Source organism: Thermus scotoductus DSM 8553 (genome assembly GCF_000381045.1).
Lineage (GTDB): Bacteria > Deinococcota > Deinococci > Deinococcales > Thermaceae > Thermus > Thermus scotoductus.
On sequence record NZ_KB905740.1, the window covers coordinates 1 to 20,919 of the forward strand.

The 20,919-nt window shown below is 64.1% G+C and carries 25 protein-coding genes and 2 tRNA genes; 20 read left to right on the forward strand and 7 right to left on the reverse strand.

The genetic code is table 11. The features are described from left to right. The 3 genes from F604_RS13105 to F604_RS0105635 all read left to right on the forward strand — a co-directional run. A partial coding sequence (locus F604_RS13105; protein ID WP_019550792.1) for a hypothetical protein occupies window positions 1–203 on the forward strand: 203 nt, incomplete at its 5' end. 23 nt (window positions 204–226) lie between these two features. Next, a complete protein-coding gene (locus F604_RS0105630) occupies window positions 227–655 on the forward strand; it encodes an OsmC family protein (protein WP_026328999.1) in 429 nt (142 codons plus the stop codon). Between the two features lie 5 nt (window positions 656–660). Continuing rightward, complete coding sequence (locus F604_RS0105635) at window positions 661–1,419, forward strand: type III pantothenate kinase (protein WP_019550794.1); 759 nt, start codon at window positions 661–663, stop codon at window positions 1,417–1,419. Here F604_RS0105635 and F604_RS13235 read toward each other — a convergent pair. Further along, window positions 1,382–1,747, reverse strand: coding sequence for an SRA domain-containing endonuclease (locus tag F604_RS13235; protein WP_019550795.1), 366 nt, complete (start codon window positions 1,745–1,747; stop codon window positions 1,382–1,384). The two genes, F604_RS0105635 and F604_RS13235, sit on opposite strands and share 38 nt — an antisense overlap. Before the next feature lie 65 nt (window positions 1,748–1,812). On the opposite strand from F604_RS13235, the gene F604_RS0105645 reads away from it, so the two are divergent. From F604_RS0105645 to F604_RS0105705, 13 genes are all read left to right on the forward strand, one after another. Continuing rightward, window positions 1,813–1,889, forward strand: a tRNA-Asp gene (locus tag F604_RS0105645). Between the two features lies 1 nt (window position 1,890). Further along, a tRNA-Phe gene (locus tag F604_RS0105650) sits at window positions 1,891–1,966 on the forward strand. A gap of 216 nt (window positions 1,967–2,182) precedes the next feature. Continuing rightward, a complete protein-coding gene (locus F604_RS11950; RefSeq protein WP_019550796.1) occupies window positions 2,183–3,325 on the forward strand; it encodes an HD-GYP domain-containing protein in 1,143 nt (380 codons plus the stop codon). 35 nt (window positions 3,326–3,360) lie between these two features. Then, window positions 3,361–3,870, forward strand: coding sequence for a DUF5317 domain-containing protein (locus F604_RS0105660; protein WP_038031272.1), 510 nt, complete (start codon window positions 3,361–3,363; stop codon window positions 3,868–3,870). Window positions 3,871–3,942: 72 nt separating this feature from the next. Then, on the forward strand, window positions 3,943–4,947 hold the full coding sequence (locus F604_RS0105665) for a homoisocitrate dehydrogenase (RefSeq protein ID WP_019550798.1): 1,005 nt from the start codon (window positions 3,943–3,945) through the stop codon (window positions 4,945–4,947). A 179-nt stretch (window positions 4,948–5,126) separates the two neighbouring features. Continuing rightward, entirely contained in the window at window positions 5,127–6,260 is a 1,134-nt protein-coding gene (gene pilM / locus F604_RS0105670; protein ID WP_019550799.1) for a type IV pilus assembly protein PilM, read from the forward strand. Beyond that, a complete protein-coding gene (locus tag F604_RS0105675) occupies window positions 6,253–6,876 on the forward strand; it encodes a competence protein (RefSeq protein WP_019550800.1) in 624 nt (207 codons plus the stop codon). Before pilM ends, F604_RS0105675 begins: the two co-directional genes overlap by 8 nt. Beyond that, window positions 6,866–7,489, forward strand: a complete 624-nt coding sequence (locus tag F604_RS0105680; RefSeq protein ID WP_019550801.1) for a type IV pilus inner membrane component PilO — start codon at window positions 6,866–6,868, stop codon at window positions 7,487–7,489. The genes F604_RS0105675 and F604_RS0105680 overlap by 11 nt, the downstream gene beginning before the upstream one ends. Then, window positions 7,486–8,439 carry a hypothetical protein gene (locus tag F604_RS0105685; protein ID WP_026329000.1) on the forward strand — a complete coding sequence of 318 codons (954 nt, stop codon included), beginning with the start codon at window positions 7,486–7,488 and terminating at the stop codon, window positions 8,437–8,439. The genes F604_RS0105680 and F604_RS0105685 overlap by 4 nt, the downstream gene beginning before the upstream one ends. An 11-nt stretch (window positions 8,440–8,450) precedes the next feature. Further along, on the forward strand, window positions 8,451–10,700 hold the full coding sequence (locus F604_RS0105690) for a secretin N-terminal domain-containing protein (RefSeq protein WP_155984155.1): 2,250 nt from the start codon (window positions 8,451–8,453) through the stop codon (window positions 10,698–10,700). 118 nt (window positions 10,701–10,818) lie between these two features. After that, the gene (gene aroC, locus F604_RS0105695; RefSeq protein ID WP_019550802.1) at window positions 10,819–11,970 is read left to right on the forward strand and encodes a chorismate synthase; all 1,152 of its coding nucleotides are present in this window, start codon (window positions 10,819–10,821) and stop codon (window positions 11,968–11,970) included. Window positions 11,971–11,987: 17 nt separating this feature from the next. Continuing rightward, window positions 11,988–12,542, forward strand: coding sequence for a shikimate kinase (locus F604_RS0105700; protein ID WP_015717940.1), 555 nt, complete (start codon window positions 11,988–11,990; stop codon window positions 12,540–12,542). Further along, complete coding sequence (locus F604_RS0105705) at window positions 12,520–13,554, forward strand: 3-dehydroquinate synthase (protein ID WP_019550803.1); 1,035 nt, start codon at window positions 12,520–12,522, stop codon at window positions 13,552–13,554. The genes F604_RS0105700 and F604_RS0105705 overlap by 23 nt, the downstream gene beginning before the upstream one ends. A gap of 338 nt (window positions 13,555–13,892) precedes the next feature. Here F604_RS0105705 and rsmF read toward each other — a convergent pair whose 3' ends face one another. Then, window positions 13,893–15,260 carry a 16S rRNA (cytosine(1407)-C(5))-methyltransferase RsmF gene (gene rsmF, locus F604_RS0105715; RefSeq protein ID WP_015717943.1) on the reverse strand — a complete coding sequence of 456 codons (1,368 nt, stop codon included), beginning with the start codon at window positions 15,258–15,260 and terminating at the stop codon, window positions 13,893–13,895. Between the two features lie 57 nt (window positions 15,261–15,317). Here rsmF and F604_RS13435 point away from each other — a divergent pair, with 57 nt between their 5' ends. Beyond that, a complete protein-coding gene (locus F604_RS13435) occupies window positions 15,318–15,446 on the forward strand; it encodes a hypothetical protein (protein WP_015717944.1) in 129 nt (42 codons plus the stop codon). After that, complete coding sequence (gene acpS / locus F604_RS0105725) at window positions 15,443–15,820, forward strand: holo-ACP synthase (RefSeq protein ID WP_015717945.1); 378 nt, start codon at window positions 15,443–15,445, stop codon at window positions 15,818–15,820. The genes F604_RS13435 and acpS overlap by 4 nt, the downstream gene beginning before the upstream one ends. Here acpS and F604_RS0105730 read toward each other — a convergent pair. Continuing rightward, window positions 15,798–16,163, reverse strand: a complete 366-nt coding sequence (locus tag F604_RS0105730; RefSeq protein ID WP_015717946.1) for a DUF4870 domain-containing protein — start codon at window positions 16,161–16,163, stop codon at window positions 15,798–15,800. The two genes, acpS and F604_RS0105730, sit on opposite strands and share 23 nt — an antisense overlap. A 43-nt stretch (window positions 16,164–16,206) precedes the next feature. Beyond that, complete coding sequence (locus F604_RS0105735; protein ID WP_026329002.1) at window positions 16,207–16,779, reverse strand: 1-acyl-sn-glycerol-3-phosphate acyltransferase; 573 nt, start codon at window positions 16,777–16,779, stop codon at window positions 16,207–16,209. Between the two features lie 80 nt (window positions 16,780–16,859). Between F604_RS0105735 and der the strand changes: the two genes are divergently transcribed. After that, window positions 16,860–18,158 carry a ribosome biogenesis GTPase Der gene (gene der, locus F604_RS0105740; protein WP_015717948.1) on the forward strand — a complete coding sequence of 433 codons (1,299 nt, stop codon included), beginning with the start codon at window positions 16,860–16,862 and terminating at the stop codon, window positions 18,156–18,158. Here the strand turns inward: der and F604_RS0105745 are convergent. The 3 genes from F604_RS0105745 to F604_RS0105755 are packed head-to-tail and all read right to left on the reverse strand — an operon-like array spanning window position 18,155 to window position 19,421. Further along, window positions 18,155–18,454, reverse strand: coding sequence for a hypothetical protein (locus tag F604_RS0105745; protein ID WP_015717949.1), 300 nt, complete (start codon window positions 18,452–18,454; stop codon window positions 18,155–18,157). The two genes, der and F604_RS0105745, sit on opposite strands and share 4 nt — an antisense overlap. A 36-nt stretch (window positions 18,455–18,490) precedes the next feature. Continuing rightward, window positions 18,491–18,691, reverse strand: a complete 201-nt coding sequence (locus F604_RS0105750; RefSeq protein WP_015717950.1) for a hypothetical protein — start codon at window positions 18,689–18,691, stop codon at window positions 18,491–18,493. Continuing rightward, the gene (locus tag F604_RS0105755) at window positions 18,663–19,421 is read right to left on the reverse strand and encodes an SIR2 family NAD-dependent protein deacylase (RefSeq protein ID WP_019550806.1); all 759 of its coding nucleotides are present in this window, start codon (window positions 19,419–19,421) and stop codon (window positions 18,663–18,665) included. Before F604_RS0105755 ends, F604_RS0105750 begins: the two co-directional genes overlap by 29 nt. A gap of 44 nt (window positions 19,422–19,465) precedes the next feature. On the opposite strand from F604_RS0105755, the gene F604_RS0105760 reads away from it, so the two are divergent. Then, the gene (locus F604_RS0105760; protein ID WP_026329003.1) at window positions 19,466–20,914 is read left to right on the forward strand and encodes a bifunctional ADP-dependent NAD(P)H-hydrate dehydratase/NAD(P)H-hydrate epimerase; all 1,449 of its coding nucleotides are present in this window, start codon (window positions 19,466–19,468) and stop codon (window positions 20,912–20,914) included. The last annotated feature ends 5 nt before the right edge of the window (window positions 20,915–20,919 follow it).

Consider the following 20,919-nt stretch of genomic DNA (forward strand, 5'->3'; position numbering starts at 1 on the left):
TGGCGGTGTTCCTTTGGGAAGTTGAGCGGTTGGGGGATCCGTTCAAGGGGTTTCTTTTGCAGCTCGGGGGCAAGCTGGGGCTGCCCAGCGAGAGGGATGGTCCGTACCTGCTCCTGAGGGGCCTGGTTCGCCTGCTCAACTATGAAGTCACCCAAGAACTCTTGAAGCAGGCTAAGGGAGGGCGAGGAAGGAGTTTTGGGTAAAGCCCTGTGATAAAATCCGGCTCATGACGAAGAAGGTCGTGATCCACCATCTGGTAGGCCACCGCTTCCTGGGAATGAACGAGCAAGGGGACAAGGTGATGATCGACGGAGACCAGCCCGCCACCGGCCCCCGTCCCATGGAGCTCCTCCTCATGGCCCTAGGGGCCTGCACCGCCTACGACGTGGTGGACATCATGAAAAAGAAAAAGCAACCCCTGGCCCGCTACCGGGTGGAGGTGGAGGGTATCCGGGCGGAAACCCACCCCAGGCGCTACACCCACATCACCGTGACCCACATCGCCTCAGGGCCCAACGTGACCCTGGAGGCCCTCGAGCGCGCCGCCCACCTTTCCCACACCAAGTACTGCTCCGTTTCCGCCAGCCTCAACGCCGAGATCACCGTCAAGGTGGTGCTGGAGCCCTGGGAAGAAGGCCAAGAGACCCAAGGCTAAGCGCCATGCTCCTGGCCATAGACATCGGCAACACCTCCACCGCCCTTGGGGTCTTCTCCGGGGAGGAGCTCGTCGCCCACTTCCGTATCCACACCGATCGGATGCGCATGGAAAGCGAGTACCGGGTAATGCTAAGAAATCTCTTCGCCCTGGAAAACCTCCCCCCTCCCAATGCCGCCCTCCTCTCCAGCGTGGTGCCCCCCGTGGAGAGGGAGATGAAGGAAGCCATAGAGAAGCTCTTCAGCATCAAAGCCCAGGTGGTGGATGCCGGGGCCACAGGGCTCGAGGTGTGCATAGACAACCCCAAGGAAGCTGGCACCGACCGCCTGGTGAACGCCGTGGGCGCTTTGGGCTACGAAAGCCCCACGGGCCGCTACATCGTGGTGGACTTCGGCACCGCCACCACCTTTGACCTGGTAGAGGCCCCCAACCGCTACCTGGGCGGGGCCATCACCATCGGCCCCCAGACCGCCGCCGACGCCCTGGCGGCCAGGACCGCCAAGCTCCCCCGCATAGACCTGGTCCCTCCCACCCAGGTGGTGGGCAAGAACACCCTGGACGCCCTGCGCTCGGGCCTGGTCCTGGGCTATGCCGCCTTGGTGGAGGGCATGGTGCGCCGCTTCAAGGAGGAAGCCGGAGAAGCCCTGGTGATCGCCACCGGGGGCTTTGCGGAAACCCTAAGGGATCTCTGCCCTTCCTTTGACGTGGTGGACGAGGACCTAACCCTTAAAGGCCTTCTTCGCATCCACAAGGGGCAAGGGTAAACCAGTACACCCACCGACCCTCCTCAGGGAGAAGGCTGTACCGGTGACCTTCCACCCGGTAGCACCCCAGGTCCCGCCAGAGACCGGGCCGCTCCCGGAGGAAGACCCTAAGCGGGGTGCCTCTTTTCTGGGCCAAAAGCAGGCAAAGATTTCCCCCAACGGGCTCCTGGTTTCCCCGCTTGCCCTCCCCCTGGTAGAGGATGCGGCCATCTGCCAGAAAGAGGTTCCTGTACCCCGACTCCCCCCGGTCCACCAAGAGGCTACGCTTCCCTATGCCCTTCCGGGTCCTGTGGTAGGCGAAGACCTCGCTCCAGCTTAAGCTTGACACCGCCCTTTCCCCCGGCTATCATCCTAAGTGCCCGGTCGGACGCCCCCGACCCGGCAACAACCCAAGGCCCCGTGGTGTAGTTGGTTAACACACCCGCCTGTCACGTGGGAGATCGCGGGTTCGAGTCCCGTCGGGGCCGCCAGGCCGAGGTAGCTCAGTTGGTAGAGCATGCGACTGAAAATCGCAGTGTCGGCGGTTCGATTCCGCCCCTCGGCACCAGCGGGCAACGCAAGCCGTCCTCACCTGGAGGACGGCTTTCTTCTTTTACCCCACCCCGGGCTGCCCTCTTTACTTCACTATCCCTGAAGGAGGTGGGAACCTGCAGGAAAACCCTTTAGATTCCGGGTGGGTATTCGGATAGAGAATTTTCGGCGCTGAAGGAATTCATTTTAGGGTATTGCCGGTGAATTTTCGGGGTGTATTCAAGCAGGTGCATTGGGTAGGCTGTGGGGGCTTTGGCCCTCCGGCTTCCCTGTTTTTTTAAGGGCATTCCCCCTCAAACCCGGAAGGTTCCCCCTCGCCACCTTGGCCGCGGCCCTGGTCTGGCAGTTTTTCCAGGCTAACTCCCTCCTACTGAGGACCTTGGACCTAAGCACCGGCGTGGGTATTGGCCTAGCGGCAATGACGCTTCTCTTGGTCAACACCAGCTTGGTTTCCCTCGCCATCCATCTGGCCAACGGTACCCCCCTGAGGGAGGTATGGAGAAAAAACTTCGGCTGGCTTACGGTCAGCTACTTCCTCCTCTCCGCCCTAGCCCTCCTCCTGGCCCGGGCCTACGAGACCCCATTGTTGGGCGGCTGGGGAGGGTGGACGGTCCTCTTCTTCCTGATTCCCCTCTACTACAGCCGCTTCTACTGGGACGAGAAGGTGCGCTTGGAGCAAGCTTTTGACGCCACCCTGGAAGTCCTCATGCACGCTTTTGAGGCCAAGGAACCGGAAACCCGCTTGCACTCCGAGCGCGTAGCCGATATCGCCCGCGACCTGGCGCGGGCCCTCTACAAGGATGAGGCCAAGGCCCAGGACATCTACCGGGCCGCCCGGCTCCACGACATCGGCAAGATCGCCATCCCCGAGCCCCTCCTCCTCAAGCCGGGAAACCTAACCCCGGCGGAGTACGGCCTCATCCAAAGCCACACCACCAAAGGGGCCGAGCTCCTCTCCCCGGCCCGGAAGGTGGCCTTTGACCCGCTCGTCTACAACGTCCTCCTCTACCACCACGAGCGCTGGGACGGCCGGGGCTACCCCAGGGGGCTCGCCGGGCACGAGATCCCCGAGGAGGCCCGCATCGTGGGCCTGGCCGACGCCTACGAGGCCATGACCGCACCCCGCCCCTACCGGGAAGCCAAGACCCCCGAGGAGGCCCTAAGGGAGATCCAGGAGCTCTCCGGCCACCAGTTTGACCCTAGGCTGGTGGAGGCTTTCACCGAACTTTGGAAAGAGAACCCTATCTGGCGCGACCGCCAGGCCTACCTGGCAGCAAAGGAGGGATCGGTATCAGCCTCTACCTCTTCGCCGCACTCTTCGGATTCGGCCTCGCCCTCGCCCTGGGAGCCCGGCTCAAGGACCTCGGAGGGATAGAGCTCAAGGCGGCCTGGGCCTTTCTCCTGGCCGCCCTGGTGGAAGGGGGCCTGGCCTATGGCACCTACCGGGGCCTGTTCCGACCCGAGTGGGCAGGCCCTCTAGCCAAGGTGTTGGTCCTCCTCCTGGTGGGGTACGGGCTTTACCGGAACCGGCACCTGAAAAGCCTCTACCTGGTCCTTCTGGGCCTTTTCCTCAACACTTTAGTCATCTTCGCCAACGGGGGCCACATGCCCGTGAGCCTGGAAACCCTGAGGAGGGCAGGCATAGAAGGCTGGGAGGAACTTTTAAGGAACAAGGGCGATGCCGTGCATACCCTCCTAGACGAATCCACCCGCCTTCCCTTCCTGGGGGACGTTATTCCTCTTCCCCCCTTGCGCAAGGCGGCGAGCCTGGGGGACCTCTTCATCCTGGCGGGAATCGCCGGGGTGGTGGTGGAAGGAGCCTTGAGGGCAGGGGGAAGGCGGCTTCCCAGGCGCCAGGCAGCCCTTAGGGTGCTGGCCTTTCTCCTGCTGGTCTTTCTTCTACTTGCCCTTCGCATTTGAGGCCGGCACCATCTAGGCCCGGTGTAGTGTATATTCCCAAGGAGGGGGCTTACCCCTAAGTCCGGAGGCAATATGGCGTATCGCATCTGCTTGATTGAGGGCGACGGGATCGGCCACGAGGTGATCCCTGCGGCCAGGAAGGTCTTGGAGGCCACCGGGCTTCCCCTGGAGTTCGTGGAGGCCGAAGCGGGCTGGGAAACCTTTGAGCGAAGAGGGGTTTCCGTGCCCGAGGAAACCGTGGAGAAAATCCTTTCCTGCCAGGCCACCCTCTTCGGGGCTGCCACCAGCCCCACAAGAAAGGTGCCGGGCTTCTTCGGGGCCATCCGCTACCTCAGGCGCAGGCTGGACCTCTACGCCAACGTGCGCCCTGCCAAAAGCCGCCCCGTGCCGGGAAGCCGGAGCGGAGTGGACCTCATCATCGTGCGGGAGAACACCGAGGGGCTTTACGTGGAGCAGGAACGCCGCTACCTGGATGTGGCCATCGCCGATGCGGTGATCTCCAAGAAGGCCAGCGAACGCATCGGCCGCGTGGCCTTGAAGATTGCGGAAAGCCGCCCCCGCAAAACCCTGCACATCGCCCACAAGGCCAACGTGCTCCCCGTGACCCAGGGGCTTTTCCTGGATACGGTGCGGGAGGTGGCCAAGGACTACCCCTTGGTGAACGTGCAGGACATCATCGTGGACAACTGCGCCATGCAGCTGGTCATGCGCCCCGAGCGCTTTGACGTGATCGTCACCACCAACCTCCTGGGGGACATCCTCTCCGACCTCACTGCTGGCTTGGTGGGGGGCCTGGGCCTTGCGCCTTCCGCCAACATCGGGGATACTGCGGCGGTCTTTGAGCCCGTGCACGGTTCCGCCCCCGACATCGCCGGCAAGGGCATCGCCAATCCCACCGCCGCCATCCTCTCCGCGGCCATGATGCTGGACTACCTGGGCGAGAAGGAAGCCGCCAAAAGGGTGGAAAAGGCCGTGGACCTGGTGCTGGAAAAGGGCCCCCGCACCCCGGACCTGGGGGGAACCGCCACCACGGAAACCTTTACCAAGGCAGTGGTGGAAACGCTAAAGGCCCTTTAAGGCCTTCACCTGAGCGCCCCTCGAGGGGAGGTCCTCGAGGGGATCTGCGCTTTTGCAGGCGTGCAACAATCAAGTGCACTCCTAAGGCATTCTTCCCAATCCACGATAAAACGTGTATGCTGCGTGTAGCTTAGCCTATGGCGTATAGCAGCTACACCGCCCCGTGTTAAGGAGGCAACGTGTTTTCGGGTTTTAGCAAGCTATTCAAACCCCGCGTGGAGGCGCTGGGCCTGGAGATCGGCGCCGCCAACCTAAAGCTGGTGGAGCTCTCCGGAAATCCCCCCGCCCTCAGAGCCCTGGCCACCCGGCCCACTCCCCCAGGAATGCTGGTGGAAGGGGTGATCGCCGAACCCCAGGCCCTGGCCCAGGAACTTAAGGAACTTCTCGCTGAAGCCCGGACCAAAAAGCGCTACGTGGTGACTGCCGTGCCCAATCCCAGCGTGATCCTGCGCACCCTTCAGGTGCCCAAGATGCCCCTCAAGGAGATGGAGGAGGCGGTTCGCTGGGAAGCGGAGCGGTACATCCCCTTCCCCATTGACGAGGTGGTCCTGGACTTCGCCCCCCTGGATCCCCTGGCCGAGGTAGCCGATGGGGAGCAGGTGGAGGTCATGGTGGGGGCCGCCCGGCAGGAAGCAGTGGCCTCCTTGCTGGAAGCCCTGCGGGGAGCAGGTCTGACCCCCATCATCTTGGATGTGAAGCCCTTTGCCGGGCTTTATCCCCTGGAAGCCCAGCTCAGCAGCGACCCGGAAGGGGTTTCCGTGGCCGTAGAAATCGGGGCAGAAAGCACCAGCCTGGTTCTCCTTAAGGGAGACCGTCCCTTGGCGGTGCGGATCCTCACCCTCTCCGGCAAGGACTTCACCGAAGCCATCGGGAAAAGCTTTGGCCTGGACTTCCTCACCGCCGAGGAGGTGAAGCGCACCTACGGCCTCGCCGCCATCCCCACCGAGGACGAGGAGCTTCTTCTGGACTTTGACGCCGAGAGGGAGCGGTACAGCCCCGCCAAAATCTACGATGCCATCCGGCCCATCCTGGTGGAACTCACTCAGGAGATCCGTCGGAGCCTGGAGTTTTTCCGCGTGCAACTGGGTGACATACAGCCGAAGGTAGGGTACCTCTACGGCGGGGGAAGCCGGCTTAGGGGCCTGTCCACCCTGCTTACCGATACCCTGGGGGTCAACTTCACCGTCCCCGACCCCTGGCAGGGCATCCAGGTGGATCCCAGGCGCTTTGACCTGGACAAGATCAAGGAGATGGGACCGGAGTTTCTGGTGCCCGTGGGCCTGGCCTTACGGGGGGTGATGCCCCTTGATTAGGCTTAACCTTCTCCCCAAAAACCTGCGCCGCCGCATTGAACCGGGTTGGTGGCGCCTGGCGGCGGGGGCCTTTGCCCTGCTGACCCTTTCCTTTTTGGGCTTTCTCCACTACACCGCCTACACCGAACTTACCCTGGCCAAGCAGGAAAGGGATGCCCTGAAAGCTGAGGTAGAGGCCCTAAAACCCTTTATTGCCGAACAAAACCGCCTGGTGCAGGAGAGGAAGGCCCTCGAGGCCCTCCTCGCCATCCGGGAAGGCCTTAAGAAGAACTTCGTCCCCTGGTCCGAGTACCTGGCGGCCTTTATCCGGCAAATCCCCCAGCAAGGCGGACGCCTCCCCGTGGCCCTGCGCTCCGTGGGTACCCGGGCCATTCCCGAGGACGAGGCTAACCGGATGGCTCAAGCCGGGACCTATGATGGCAAGAAGGTGCAGGTGGAGTTCACCGTGCAGGGGGAAGCCCTGAACCAAAACGCCCTGGTGAACTTCGTGCGGGCTTTTGAAACCTCACCCCGATTCGGCATAGAGTTCCAGGGGGCTTCCCTGGACCCGAACCGGGGGCTTTATACCTTCAGCGCCCGGGTGGGCCTGGTGGGAGGTGGGGAAAGTGCTCGCTAGACTTGGACAGCGGGAATGGGCCCTGATCGCCATCGCCCTCACCTTGGTGGTGGCCCTCCTCTGGTACTTCCTCCTCATCGTCCCCATACGCCAGGAAACGGAAAGCGTGCGCCAGGAGATCAACGCCCTTATTCCCGAACGGGATAAAGGAAGGCAAGCCCAGCGCGCCCTTCCAGAACTCCGGGCCACCATCGCTGAGCTACAAGCCGAGCGCCAAGCCTTTCTGAGGGCGCTTCCCAAGGAGGAACGGCTTTCCCAGGTTCTGAACGAGATCCTGACCGAAGCCCTAAGGAGCGGGGTCACGGTGCGTTCCTTCACCCGCTCCCCCACCTCGGCCCCGGTGCCGGAGGTGCGGGCGCTTTCCCTGGCCCTTTCCCTCGAGGCCCCCTTCCCCGAAACCTACGCCTACCTACAGCGTCTGGAAGGGCTTTCCCGCTTCAGCTCCATCTCCGGGCTGAACCTGAGCGTCCAGGGTCAGGAGGTTAACCCAAGCCTCAACACCAGCCTGACCCTCACCCTCTACGTTCTGGCCAAAGACCTAGGCCAGTCTGAAGGAACCACAAAGACGCAAGCAACCCCATCGCCGCAAACAGGCCAAGGAGGTGGTCGGTGAAAGCCCTTCTAGCGCGCCTGGCCACGGCTTGGCGCAACCTACCCCAGTCCACCAAGCTCCTCCTGGCGGGCCTTCTCCTGGTGAGCGCCGTGGCGCTTTGGTATGTGGGTTTCTACCTGCCCACCCAGGCGCCCATGGAGGTGCAACCCACCCCCGGCCAACCTCAGGTGCCCAGCCAGGGAGCGGAGGCTCCCAAGGCCATAGAAGCCCCACCCATCCCGCCCCTTGCCGAAACTGCCCCCCAAGACCAAGCGGTGAAGCCTAGCCCCGAGGCTTCTCCTTCCCAGAAAGCCCCTAAAGCAGGCGAGCCCGTCTTGACCACAGCCTTGCCCATCCCCAAAACGCAACAAGAGGCCCCGCTTCCAAACCCCTTTGTGCCCCTGGTGGTGGAAGCTCCACCTTCTCCCCCCGTGCCCTCCCCTGCCCCGGCACCTAGGCCCACCCCCGTACCCACAGGGGCCCCTGTCCGGGTAACCCAGGGAACACCCTTGCCCACCCCAAGCGTTCAAGCTTCACCCCGGCCTCTCCCGGGAAGCCAAGGAGCCCTGCCCGCTCCCAAGGTGCTGGCCACGGTATTGCAGGCGGAGGCCCCTAAGACCGAGCTGGGTGGAACCCCACCCGTCCTCACTCCCCCGTCCGGGCTTGTGGAAACCCCGTTGCCGGTTCAGAAAAAAGAGGGGGAGAAGGCGGAACCCCCTCCGCCTCCCAAAACCCCCTTGCAGACCCTGGTGGAGGAAAGGGGTCTCAAGCTAACCGGCACCCTTCTGGGTCCGGTGAGCGTGGCTATCCTGGAAAGCAAGGAGGGTTACTTGGTGCTACCCGTGGGTAGCCTTCTTCCGGGTAGCGAGGCGGTGCTTCGCCGCATAGAAAGCGACCGCGTGGTGTTGGCCTTGAAGGATGAAAGCCTTGAGATTGTCCTAGACAGCATGCAAGCAGGAGGTGGCCAGTGAGAAAAGCCCTTATGAAACTTCTGATCCCCACCCTTTTGGCCCTGGGTGCCGGGGCATGGGCGGGAAGCCTTCCCCAGGAACCCCGCTTTGACGCCAAGGTGGACCTGAAGGTATCCGAAAGCCAGGTGCGGGCCGGGCTCACCCTGCCTCTGGATGTGGTCCTGGAAGCCCTAGCCCGGAGCGTGGGCCTTCAGCCCCTTATCTACCGGGCCTACGATGCCTCCGGCGATCCAGCCAAGGCCCAGCCCCCCTTACCCAACATCAAGTTGGACTTCCAGGGCAAACCCTTCCGGGAAGTCTGGGACCTCCTCTTCGCCACCTACGGCACCCAGTTCAACCTGGACTACCTCTTCCTGCCTCCCGACGTGGTGGTGGTGGCCCCCACCCAGGTGATCACCGCCTTGGTGGACGCTCCAAGCCGCACCGGGGCCATGGAGCGGAAGCCCTACCTGGTGGCCATCCCCGAGATCGCCTATCGGCGCACGGAAACCGACGCCCAGGGCCAGGCCCGCACCGTGGTGAACATAGATGGGGCCAAGGCCTGGGTGCAAAACGATCTCCTGCCCTTCCTTTCCCGGGAAGCAGCGGGCCTTAGCGTGAACTGGATTGTGGTGGAGGAAGGGGGCAAACTCAGAGCCCTTCTCTCCGTTCTAGCCACTCCCGAACAGCATACTCGCTTCTCGGACATCCTGCAGCGGGCAGGGATTGACTTCCGCCCCTTGCCCGCCCTCACCCTGCCCAAGCCTCGGGTAGAGCGCACCTATGTCCTGACCCATTCCACCTTCCCGGAGATCCTTTCCTTCCTGCAAACACAGGTCCCGAACGCCCAGGTGGCCGTGGTACCCACCGACCCCAAACGGGCCCTCATCACCGCCACCGAGGAGGACCACGCCCGCATCGCCGAACTCCTGAAGGTGGCCGATGTACCCAAGCCCACTCCCGTGGTGCGCCGGGTCTACGCCTTGCAGAACCTCACCTTCCAGGAAGCCCAGGAAAGGCTTAAGCCCGTCCTGGAAAGGGAGTTGAAAGGGGCCCGCCTGGAAGGTGTCCCGGGTAACCCCAAAGCCCTTCTTCTGGAGGCTACCGAAGCCGACCAGGCCTTCTTCGCCGAGATCCTCAAGGCCGCCGATGTGCCTCCCCAGGTGGCCCCGCCCACCCAGGAGGCCACGGTGCGGAGGCTCTACCCCTTGCGCTTCGCCGATGCTGAAAAGGTAGCTCCCTTCCTGGCTCGGGAGGTGCCAGGGATTGTGGTGCAGACGGTGCCCGGGCAACCGGTCCTCTCCGTGCGGGGAACGGAGAAACAACTTTCTGAAGTGGAGAACCTCCTGGCCCAGATCGACCGGGCTCCCGAGCAGGGGCCACCTGTCTTCCAGCGTTCCTACCAGCTCTCCAACGCCAAGGCCACCGAGCTAGCCAAGGTGCTCCAGGAGGCCTTGCAAGCCCGGCAGGCCCAGGTTCCCCAGAGCCAGGCCCAGCCCCAAGCCCCCACACGCCAGGCCACGGTGGTGGCGGACGAGCGCACCAATACCCTGATCGTCACGGGCACACAGGAGGACCTAGCCCTGGTGGAGGGCCTCATCCCCAAGCTGGACCAGGCGGTGCCCCAGGTGAACCTGAGGGTGCGCATCCAAGAGGTGCAGTCCAACTTCAGCCGAAACCTGGGTCTCAAGTGGAACACCATTGCCGGGGGAAATGTGGCGGCCAGCATCCTGGACACAGGGCTTTCCCTTATCTTTGACAGCACCCGGAGCCTGGCTGCCCTGAACATCATCGCCACCCTCGAGGCCCTCCAGCGCCAGGGTCTTTCCCGAGCCCTTAGGGATGTGAACCAAACTGTGCTCAACAACCAGACCGCCCGCCTGCAATCCGGGGAGACCTTCCTCATCCGCCGGGTGGTGGATGACCGGGTGGAGCGGGTACCCTTTGACATCGGCATCATCGTGGAGGTCACCCCGCAGATCACCGCCGACGGGCAGATCCTCCTCAACATCAAGGCGGAGGTTTCCGGGAATGTCCAGCGCAACCCCGTGGACGGGGATGTGGACCGGTTCACCAAGCAGGTGGTAACCACCACCTTAAGGGTGCGGGACGGGCAGACCGTGGTCCTCGGGGGTCTCACCTCCCAGGAAAACACCCAGGTGCAACAGGGCGTGCCCCTTCTCATGGATATCCCCCTGATTGGGGAACTCTTCAAGCAAAGGAGCCAGGAAACTACCGACCGGGAGCTTCTGGTAGTCATCACCGCCGACATCTTGAAGTAAACCGCAAGCCGCTAAGCTCCTTTACCCCTCCCAGCCAGGGGAGGCAAGCCTGCAAAGCTGGGCTTTGCTGATCCCCTGGCTTGGGTCCATCCCAGGTCGCTTGCCCTACAATGGGCCCATGAGGTTCCTGACCGCAGGCGAGTCCCATGGCCCTGAGCTTCTCACCATCATTGAGGGCCTGCCCGCCGGCATCCCCCTCACCGAGGAGGACATCAACCCCTGGTTGGAACGGCGTCAGAAGGGCTATGGCCGGGGAAGGCGCATGGTCATAGAAACCGACCGGGTGGAGTTCCGGGCCGGAGTTCGGGCCGGGCGCACCACGGGAGCCCCGGTGGCCCTGGCCATCCGAAACGCCGACTACCGGAACTGGGTGGAGATCATGGACCCCGCCCCGGGGAACGAGCCCCGCAAGAAGGCCCTCACCGCCGCCCGCCCCGGCCACGCCGACCTTTCTGGGGGCATCAAGTACGGCCACAAGGACCTAAGAGACGTGCTGGAAAGGGCCAGCGCCCGGGAGACCGCCATGCGGGTGGCGGTGGGAGCGGTGGCCTTGAAGTTCCTGAGCCTTCTTGGAGTTGAGGGAACTGGGTACGTGCCGGGTATGGCGGGGGTGTGGGCCCAGGTTCCCTTCTCCTGGGACCTGGTACCCCGCATAGAGGAAAGCCCCTTGCGCATGACCGATCCCGAGGCCGAGGCCGAGGTTATCCGCCGCATAGACCAGGCCAAGGCGGAAGGGGACACCCTGGGTGGGGTGATCGAGGCCCGCTTCCGGGGCCTGGTGCCGGGCCTGGGAAGCCACGTGCAGTGGGACCGCAAGCTGGATGGCCGTCTGGCCCAGATGGCCCTTTCCATTCCCGCGGTGAAGGGGATGGAAATCGGCCCCGCCTTTGAAAACGCCATGAAGCGGGGCTCGGAGGTTCACGATCCCATCTACTGGAGCCCGGAGAAGGGGTTCTACCGCACCACCAACCGGGCGGGGGGCCTCGAGGGAGGCATGACCACCGGGGAGGAACTCATCCTCAGGGCTGCCTTAAAGCCCATCGCCACCCTGATGAAACCCCTCCCCACCGTGGACGTGGTGACCCACCAGCCCGCCGATGCCGCCAGGGAACGCTCCGACGTCACCGCCGTGCCCGCGGCCAGCGTGATCCTCTGCGCCCTATCCGCCATCGTCCTGGCCCAGGCTTACCTGGAGAAGTTCGGCGGGGACACCATGGAGGAGATACAGGAACGGGTGGAGCGGTACAAGGCTCGGGTCCTAACCTACTAAAGGCGTAGGATGGCTCCATGACCCGCCTGGAGATTCCCCGCCCCGCCACCTTCATCAGCCTCACCGGTTTCATGGGGGCGGGGAAAAGCCGCATCGGTAGGGAGCTGGCCCGCACCCTCATGCTCCACTTCATCGACCTGGACCGCTACATAGAAAGGCGCACGGGGCTATCCATCCCCGATATCTTCCGCCACCTGGGGGAAGAGGCCTTCCGGCAGATGGAGAGAGAGGCGGTGCAGGAGCTTCTCGGCAAGGAGTACCTGGTTCTCTCCTTGGGCGGGGGTACCTTCGTGGATCCGGAAAACCGCAGGAAGCTTTTGGCCAGAGGCCCGGTGGTGGCCCTCTGGGCCAGCCCGGAAACCATCCTGGAGCGCACCCTGCGCAAGCCCGGGGAAAGGCCCCTTTTGCAAGGGGAAAACCCCCTGGAAAGGATAAGGACCCTCCTCGAGGCCCGCACCCCCATCTACCGGGAGGCCCACGTGCACGTTTCCACCGACAACCGGAAGGTGGAGGAGGTGGTGGAGGAGATCGTGGAGAAGCTTTGGAGCTATGCGAAGGCTCATCGTCCGTAACCCTGTTTCCTACCCCATACTGATTGGGGAAGGCGTGCTCGAGGAGGTCCGGACCCCCGAAGGTCCTTCGGCCCTTCTTTACGACCGGCGGGTGGAAGGCTTTGCCCTGAAGCTGGCAGAACGCCTCGGGGTTCAACACCAGCTAGGTCTGGAAGGGGGCGAGGGAGCCAAGACCCTGGCCGTCTACGGCCGGGTCCTCTCCTTCCTGGCGGAAAAGGGCCTACCCCGGAACACCACCTTGCTGGTGGTGGGGGGAGGGACCCTCACCGACCTGGGGGGGTTTGTGGCCGCCACCTACCTCCGGGGAATCCCCTACCTCTCCTTCCCCACCACCACCCTAAGCGTGGTGGACGCCAGCGTGGGGGGTAAGACCGGCATCAACCTTCCTGAGGGGAAAAACCTGGTGGGAGCCTTCCACTTTCCCCAAGGGGTGTATGCGGAGCTTGAGGCCCTCAAAACCCTCCCCCCCTTCACCTTCAAAGAGGGCCTGGTGGAAGCCTTCAAGCACGGGATCATCTCCGGGGAGGAAGGGCTTTTGGAGGTGGAGGACCTCACGCCGGAAAGCCCCCGCCTCGAGGCCTATCTGGCCCAGGCGGTGGCGGTGAAGGTGAGGATCACCGAGCAGGACCCCACGGAAAAGGGGGAAAGGAGGCTATTAAACCTGGGCCACACCCTGGGGCACGCCCTGGAGGCCTACACCCACCACGCCCTGCCCCACGGGGCAGCGGTGGCCTACGGCCTCCTCTACGCTGCCCTTCTCGGCAAACTCCTGGGAGGGGAGGACCTCACCCCCCTGGTCCTCCGCCTCCTGAGGTGGCTTTCTCCTCCTCCCCTCCCCCGGGTTTCCTGGGAGGACCTCCTTCCCTACCTCCTCAGGGACAAAAAGAAGGTTTCCGAAAGCCTCCACTGGGTGGTGCCCCTGGGCCTGGGGAACCTCACGGTGAAGCCCCTTCCGGAAACAACCCTAAGGGAGGCCTTCGGCCTTTGGCGGGAGGTCCTCTCTACGCTTTGATAGAACTAGAGCGCCTTTCCCCTCACGCCAGGAGACCCGCAGAACACCCGCCTGGTAAGCGCGGCTTCCCTATGGGAAATAGCCATCAAATCCCGGCTAGGCCGGTTTCCCCAGGGCGAGGCCGTACTATCCGCCTATCCTGGTTGGCTGGAACCCCTGAAAGCCCAGGAGCTCCCCATAAAGGGTCCTCACGCCCTCCTAGCCCCTTCCCTACCCGGAAACCACCGGGACCCCTTTGACCGCATGCTGGTAGCCCAAAGCCTCTTGGAAAGGGCACTCCTTGTATCCCATGACGAAGCCCTGAAGAGCCTGGGTGCGGCCATCGTAGGGTGAGAAGCCTAAAGCCCCACCCCCACTGGCCGGAGCACCCCGGCCTTGGCCTTGCCGAAATCCAAGGGAAACTCCCCTACCTCCGTCCTTAGGACCAGAAGGGCTAGCGGAAGGTCCTCCCCTTCCCACGCCACGCCTGCCCCCGTGGCCAGGGCTAAGGCCCGGGGGTCCTCTGGGGGGAAGGCCACCCGGGGAAGACGGGACCAAGGAAGGCTAGCCCCGAAGGCCAGGGCGAGGGCCTTGGCCGGGCGGAAGCGTCCCTTTTGCACCAGACCCAGGTAAAGCCCGGGGGCTGGGGCCTTAAGGCCAGCCAGGGAGGGAAGCTCCTCCGGAACCAAGTAAAGATGGCCTGAGCGCTCCCAGATGGGTCCTTCCAGGTCCAAGCCCGCTTCCCCCAGAAAGTTCGCAAGGGCCTTCCGGGCCTCCTGGCTCAAGGGGGGAATGCGTTCCTTAGGTGGCGTGCCCCAGCTACCCCCCTCCTTGCGGAGGCGGGCCAGGAAGTGCCCCTCCCCCTCGAGGCGATGGGGCCAGAGCCTGGCGGTCTTCTCAAGCTCCGGGTTCCCGTCTCCCCACTCCGGCACCCCGGGAGCAAACAGGGGATGGTAGCGGGCATCCTCCAGGTGGAACTCCGGATGCTCCCGTAGGAAGTGAGCCACCACCCCCTCGTTCTCCTCCGGGGCGAAGGTACAAGTGGAGTAGACCAAAACCCCTCCCGGCCCCAAAAGCCTTGCCGCCTGGGAGAGAAGCCCCTTTTGCACCTCGGAAGCCCGCCTGGGGGCCCCAGGACCCCAGTGGCGGATGGCCTCGGGGTCCTTGCGGAACATTCCCTCCCCGGAGCAGGGAGCGTCCAGGAGAACCCGGTGAAAGTACGGCCCAAAGGCCTCCGCAAGAGATCGGGGAGGGGCCTGTACCACGGCGAGCCTGCCCCCCCAGCGCTCCACGTTTTCCAAAAGGCCCCGGATCCTCTTACCGTCCACCTCGTTGGCCAAAAGAAGACCCCTTCCCCCCATGCGGGCCAGGAGGTGGGTGGTCTTCCCCCCAGGAGCCGCCGCCAGGTCCAAAACCCGCTCTCCAGGTTGAGGGTCCAATAGCACCCCTACCGCCTGGGCGCTCGGCTCCTGGATGTAGTAAAGCCCGGCGTAGAAGAAGGGGTGGGGTCCCGGCCGGGCCTCCTTTGGGTAGTAGAACCCCTCCGGGCACCACGGGATGGGTCTCAAGGACCAGGGGGCGATCCTTGTAAAGTCTTCCGGCGTTATCTTCAGGGTGTTCACCCTAAGGCCATAGGTCCTTTCCCCTTCCGTAAGGGACCTGAGGAAAAGGGGAAACTCCTCCCCCAAAAGCTCCGCCATGCGGGAGAGGAAGGCCTTGGGCAACACCCGAGTACCCTAGCACGAAAAAACCTCTGGCTCAAGGAGCCGGGCTAAAATGGCCCTATGGATCCTGTGGCGGAAAGGCTTGCCCCCCGGGCCTACCTGGCCCTCAAGGGAAAGAAGTGCCTGGGGTACCGGGAAGGTCAGCTCCTGGCCATGGCGGGGGACAATCAGGAACCTCACCTCCCATGATTCAAGCCATCGGTACCGATTTGGTGGAAATCGACCGGGTGCGAAGGCTCCTGGGACGGCACGGGGCAAAGGCCCTAAAAAGGCTTTTCACCGAGGAGGAGTTAACCTACGCCCTCCGCCACCAGGACCCTGCCCCAAGCCTTGCCGCCCGAATCGCCGCCAAGGAAGCCTTCCAGAAATGCTGGCCCGAAAGCCTTTCCTGGAAGGAAGTCTGGGTGGGGATGGAGGGGAGGAAACCGGTCTTGCGCTTTGCCCCAAAGGTAAAGGCCCGCCTCGAGGCGGAAAACCTTTTCGCCCACCTCTCCCTAAGCCACGAGAAAAGCCACGCCCTGGCGGTGGTAATCCTGGAAGCTAGGGCACCAGGCGCAGGATAAGGACATAGGCATAGGTCCCTCCCCTGCCGGCTGCCAGGGCTCCTTGGATCATGTTCCAAAGGACCAGGACCACCAGGGCAAAGGCCAGGGGAACCGCTATCACCAGCCCCACCACGGTCATCGCCAGAAGAAGGAGAGCCAAGCCGTAGAGGGTGTAGCTGATCTGGCCGTTTAGGGACTCCTTGGCGTGGGCCTGGACGAAGGCGCTTTTCGGACCCCAAAGCAGGATGGCCAAGGGCAGAAGGATCTGGCCTATAAGGATGAAGTACCCCACCAGGGGAGCCAGGTGAACCACCGCCGCCCAGGTCCGGTCCGCATCCGTCAAAGGGGTGGGTTGTTCCATAAAGCCAGTTTATCAAGAAGATGGGCCAGAGGCTGGCTTCTGCCTAAGCCACCTCCTCCACTTCCTCGCGGATGCGGATGGGGCCTTGCCTCTCGGGCCTCAGACCCACCTTGTCCTGGTAAAAGGCCCGGATGACCTCAAAATCCTGCTTGAGGTTTCCGGTAGGCCAGAGGTAGCCCCCGATCCCCACCTCCTTTTTCCGGCAGTCCACGTAGCCGAGGGCAATGGGCACCCCAGCCTTCAGGGCCATGTAGTAAAAGCCGCTCCGCCAGTAAGGTGCCTTCCCCCGGGTGCCCTCCGGGGCGATGAGGATGGCGATCTCCTTCTCCTGTTGAAAAACCTCCGCCACGCTGTCCACCAGGTTGTTCCGGCGGGAGCGGTCCACGGGGATACCCCCAAGAAGCTTTAAGAGCCAGCCCAAGGGGGGCCGGAAAAGCTCCTTCTTCCCCAACCACCGGGCCCGAATCCCCAAAGCCCATAGGGCCAGGAGGCCCACCGGGAAATCCCAGTTGGAGGTGTGAGGGGCACCGATCAGCACGTACTTCCGGCTGGGAGGAGGCGGCATATGGTACCGCCACCCGAGGCTTCGCAAAACCAGGCCTGCCAGTTTCTGCATACCCTGAAAGTATACCCCCTGTGGTACACTGTTCAAAGGCGGGGTGGGGGCTTCCCCCACCCCAGTTTGCTGGGGTGAGGATGCATAAGGTAGTCATCGTAGGCCGACCCAACGTGGGCAAGTCCAGCCTCTTCAACCGCCTCCTGGGCAAAAGGAGTGCGGTGGTGGCCGATGTCCCCGGGGTTACCCGCGACCTCAAGGAGGGGGTGGTGGAAAGCGAGAAGGGCCGCTTCCTCCTGGTGGACACCGGGGGGCTTTGGTCGGGGGACCGCTGGGAAAAGAAGATCCAGGAAAAGGTGGACCAGGCGTTGGAGGACGCCGAAGTGGTCCTCTTTGCCGTGGACGGCCGCTCAGAGCTCACCCAGGCGGACTATGAGGTGGCGGAGTACCTGCGGAAGAAGGGAAGGCCCGTGATCCTGGTGGCCACCAAGGTGGACGACCCCAAGCACGAGCACTACCTGGGCCCCCTCTACGCCCTGGGTTTCGGCGATCCCATCCCCACCTCCAGCGAGCATGCAAGGGGCCTCGAGGAACTCCTGGAAGCCATCTGGGAAAAGCTTCCTGTTCGGCACATCGAGTCGGAGCCGGAAGTGGCGGGCATCAAGCTCGCCATCGTGGGCCGACCCAATGCCGGAAAGAGCAGCCTCCTGAACGCCATCCTGGGGGAGGAACGGGTCATCGTGTCGGAGGAGCCCGGCACCACCCGGGACGCCATCGACGTGCACTTCACCTTCCGCGGCCAGCCCTTCGTCCTGGTGGACACCGCCGGCATCCGCAAGCGCCCGGAAAGCCTGGTGGAGGAGCTGGCCATCAGGCGGAGCCTTAAAGCGATAGAGGAAGCCGACGTGGTTCTTCTGGTCGTAGACCCGTTCCAGGTGGGGGACCGGGAGCTCAAGCTGGCCAACCACGCCCTGGAAGCGGGCAAGCCCGTGCTCCTGGTCATCACCAAGTGGGACCTGGTAAGGAAGGAGGAGGCCCCCAAGGTGCGCCGGGAGCTCAAGGAAAAGCTTGCGCACCTGGAGCATCTTCCCCGGGTCTACACCTCGGCCTTCACCAAGCAGAACCTGGATAAGATCTTCAGCGAGGCGGTGCGCCTATTCGAGCTCAACCACACCCGCATCCCCACCGCCGAGCTCAACCGCTGGCTTTCCGTCTGGACGGCGAAGGTGCAGCTTCCCAACTTCAAGGGAAAACCCTTGAAGATCTTCTACGCCACCCAGCCCGAGGTGGCCCCACCCACCTTCGTCTTCTTCGTAAACCACCCGGAGTTCGTGACCCGGGCCTTTGAGAACTACCTGAAAAACCGTATCGGTGAGGACCTGGGTCTTAAGGAAGTGCCCTTCCGCCTGGTCTTCCGCGGACGTCGGGAAGAAGGCTAGGGACGGCTTTCCCGGCGCGCGGAAGCCAGGAGGCCCGCGTCCACCATAAACCCCACCACCACCCCTAAAAAGCGCCTTCCATCCAGAAGAAGCATGAGAAAGGCCCAGATGGCTGCCTCCCAAAAAGCCTCCGGTGCCAGCTTCTGGGCGTAGTAGAAAGGGGCGAAGGTGACCGGTACTTGCAGGAGCATGGAAAGGCTTTTCTTGGGATAGCGAAGGAGAAGCACCAGACTCCCCACCGCCCAACTCCAGGCGACACCTTCCGGCACCAGCCCCGCCCCCACCAGGTAGGCCAAGCCCGCCCAAGCGAGCCCGGCATCCAGGGGATAGTCTCAGGCGGCCAGGGGCGAAGGCCGCCTCGAGGCGCGGGCCAGCCAACCATCCAGAACATCCAGGGTCCAGCCCAGAAGCAAAAGGCGCACCACCCCGGCCAAGGCCTCGGGTCCCTCCCCCACCCGGAGGAGAACCAGGGCTACCACTCCACCCCGGGCCAAGGTGGCCAGATCAGCCAGAAGCCGAAGGAAGGGCTCCACTTTCCCCATATCCCAGCGCCTGCAAACCCTCCACCGCCCCCATGCGCAAGGAGAGGTGGGCCAAGGGAGTAAGGGGGGTGGGTTGGGGATTGACCTCAATCAGATAAGCCCCGCCTGTGAAGGCAATGCGTCCCAAGGAAGCCGCAGGCTCCACCTCAGCACTGGTGCCCACCACCAGGGCAACATCCGCCTCGGCAAAGGCTTTTTCCGCCTTCTCCCACGCTCCCTCGGGCAAAAGCTCCCCAAACCAGACCACATCGGGCCGGGCCCTATGTCCACACAGGGGGCAGAAGGGTGGAGGGGTGAAAGGGTCGGGGAGCAAGAACCGGTGCCCGCAAGCCTCACAGCGGGCTCGGAGGATATTGCCGTGGAGCTCCACCAGGTTCCGGCTTCCCGCCAAGGCGTGGAGGCCGTCCACGTTCTGGGTCACCAGGAGGAACGCCCCCCCTCGCCCAAGCACCTCCTCTTCCAGCCGCACCAGGGCCAGATGGGCGGGGTTGGGCTTGGCTTCCCGCACCCTGGCGATGCGCCAGGCATACCATTCCCAGACTCTTTCCGGGTTCCTGGCATACGCTTCCGGGGTGGCATAGTCCAGAGGGTTAAACTCCTTCCAAAGCCCCTCGGCATCGCGGAAGGTGGGAATTCCCGAGGGCTTGGAAATGCCCGCCCCCGTCAGGACCGCCACCCGCCTGGCTTCCTTCAGCCTTGACCGGGCCTCCTCTAAACCCATAAGCCCATGCTACCAGGAGTATTCTGGGGTTCATGATCACCTCCCTGCGGCTCTTCACCCCCGAGGCCATGCGGGAAGCCGATCAGAAGGCGGTGGAAATGGGCTACCCCTCCCTTCTCCTCATGGAATGGGCGGGGATGAAGGCAGCACGGGTCTACCAGGAGCTTTTCGGCCACCGCCCCGCCGTGGTTCTCGCCGGCAAGGGGAATAACGGCGGGGACGGGCTGGTGTTGGCCCGGCACCTCCACCTGGCCGGGGTGCCGGTACGGGTCTTTGCCGCCGAAGGCCAGGGCGGGGATGCCCTTTTGGCCCGGAGGGCCCTCGAGGCCCACGGCCTGGAGATCCGCCCCCTGGAGGAAGCCATCTGGAACCGGGAAGAAGTGCTGGTGGATGCCCTCTTCGGCACCGGGTTGAAAGGCCCTTTAGAGGGTTTCCATGCAGGTTTGGTGGAACGGATGAACGCCTCCGGGCTTCCCATTTTGGCCCTGGACCTGCCCTCGGGGCTTCCCTACTCCCCCCACGTGCAGGCCACCGCCACCGTGGCCTTTGCTGCTTTTAAGACGCCCCACTTCCTCCACCGGGAAGCCTGCGGAAAGCTCTTCCTGGCGGATATCGGCCTGCCCAAGGCCCTTTTGGAGCGGGAGGACCTCCCCGAGATCGCCACCCCCGAGGGGCTTCTTCCCCTTCTTCCCAAGCGTCCCCTCACCGCCCACAAGGGAAGCGTGGGCCGGGTGGGAATCCTGGGGGGCTTTCGGGGCGAAGGCCTCCGCTACGCCGGGGCCCCGGTACTGGCCGCCTTGGGAGCGTACCGCATGGGGGCGGGGCTGGTGCACCTGGTGGCCCCGGAGGGCATTCCCTTGGAGCCCCTCGAGGCCGTCTTCCACCCTGTCCAGGCGCCTGCCTTGCCGTCCGTGCGGGTGGAGGCCCTGGCGGTGGGCATGGGCGGGGGACCTTGGGGACGGGAATGGGCCCTAAAAGCCCTGGAAGCCCGGCTTCCCACGGTGCTGGACGCCGATGCCCTCCAGCCCGAGGTGGTGGAGCTCTACCGCCGCGCAGGCATCCCCGCCATCCTCACCCCCCATGCCGGGGAAGCGGGGCGGCTCCTGGGGGTGGCCCCGGAGGCGGTGGCCCGGGACCCCCTCGAGGCCGCCCGGACCCTGGCGGAGAAAACGGGGCTCGCCGTGGTGCTCAAGGGTAACCCCACGGTGGTGGCCCAAGGCACGCGGCTTTCCCTAAACCCCACCGGCAACCCCGCCCTGGCCACCGGGGGAACGGGGGACGTGCTTGCAGGGGCCATCGCCGCCCTCCTGGCGGCAGGCCTTCCTCCTTTTGACGCCGCCCGGCTTGGGGTTTACCTCCACGGCCTGGCCGGGGACCTCCGGGCCGGGGAAAAGGGGGTGGGGCTCCTCGCCCGGGAGGTGGCGGAGGCTCTTCCCCGGGCGCGGAGGCTTTTGGAAGGAGGGCAGGCGCCCTGGCCCTTTTCCCGGGTATGAGCGCC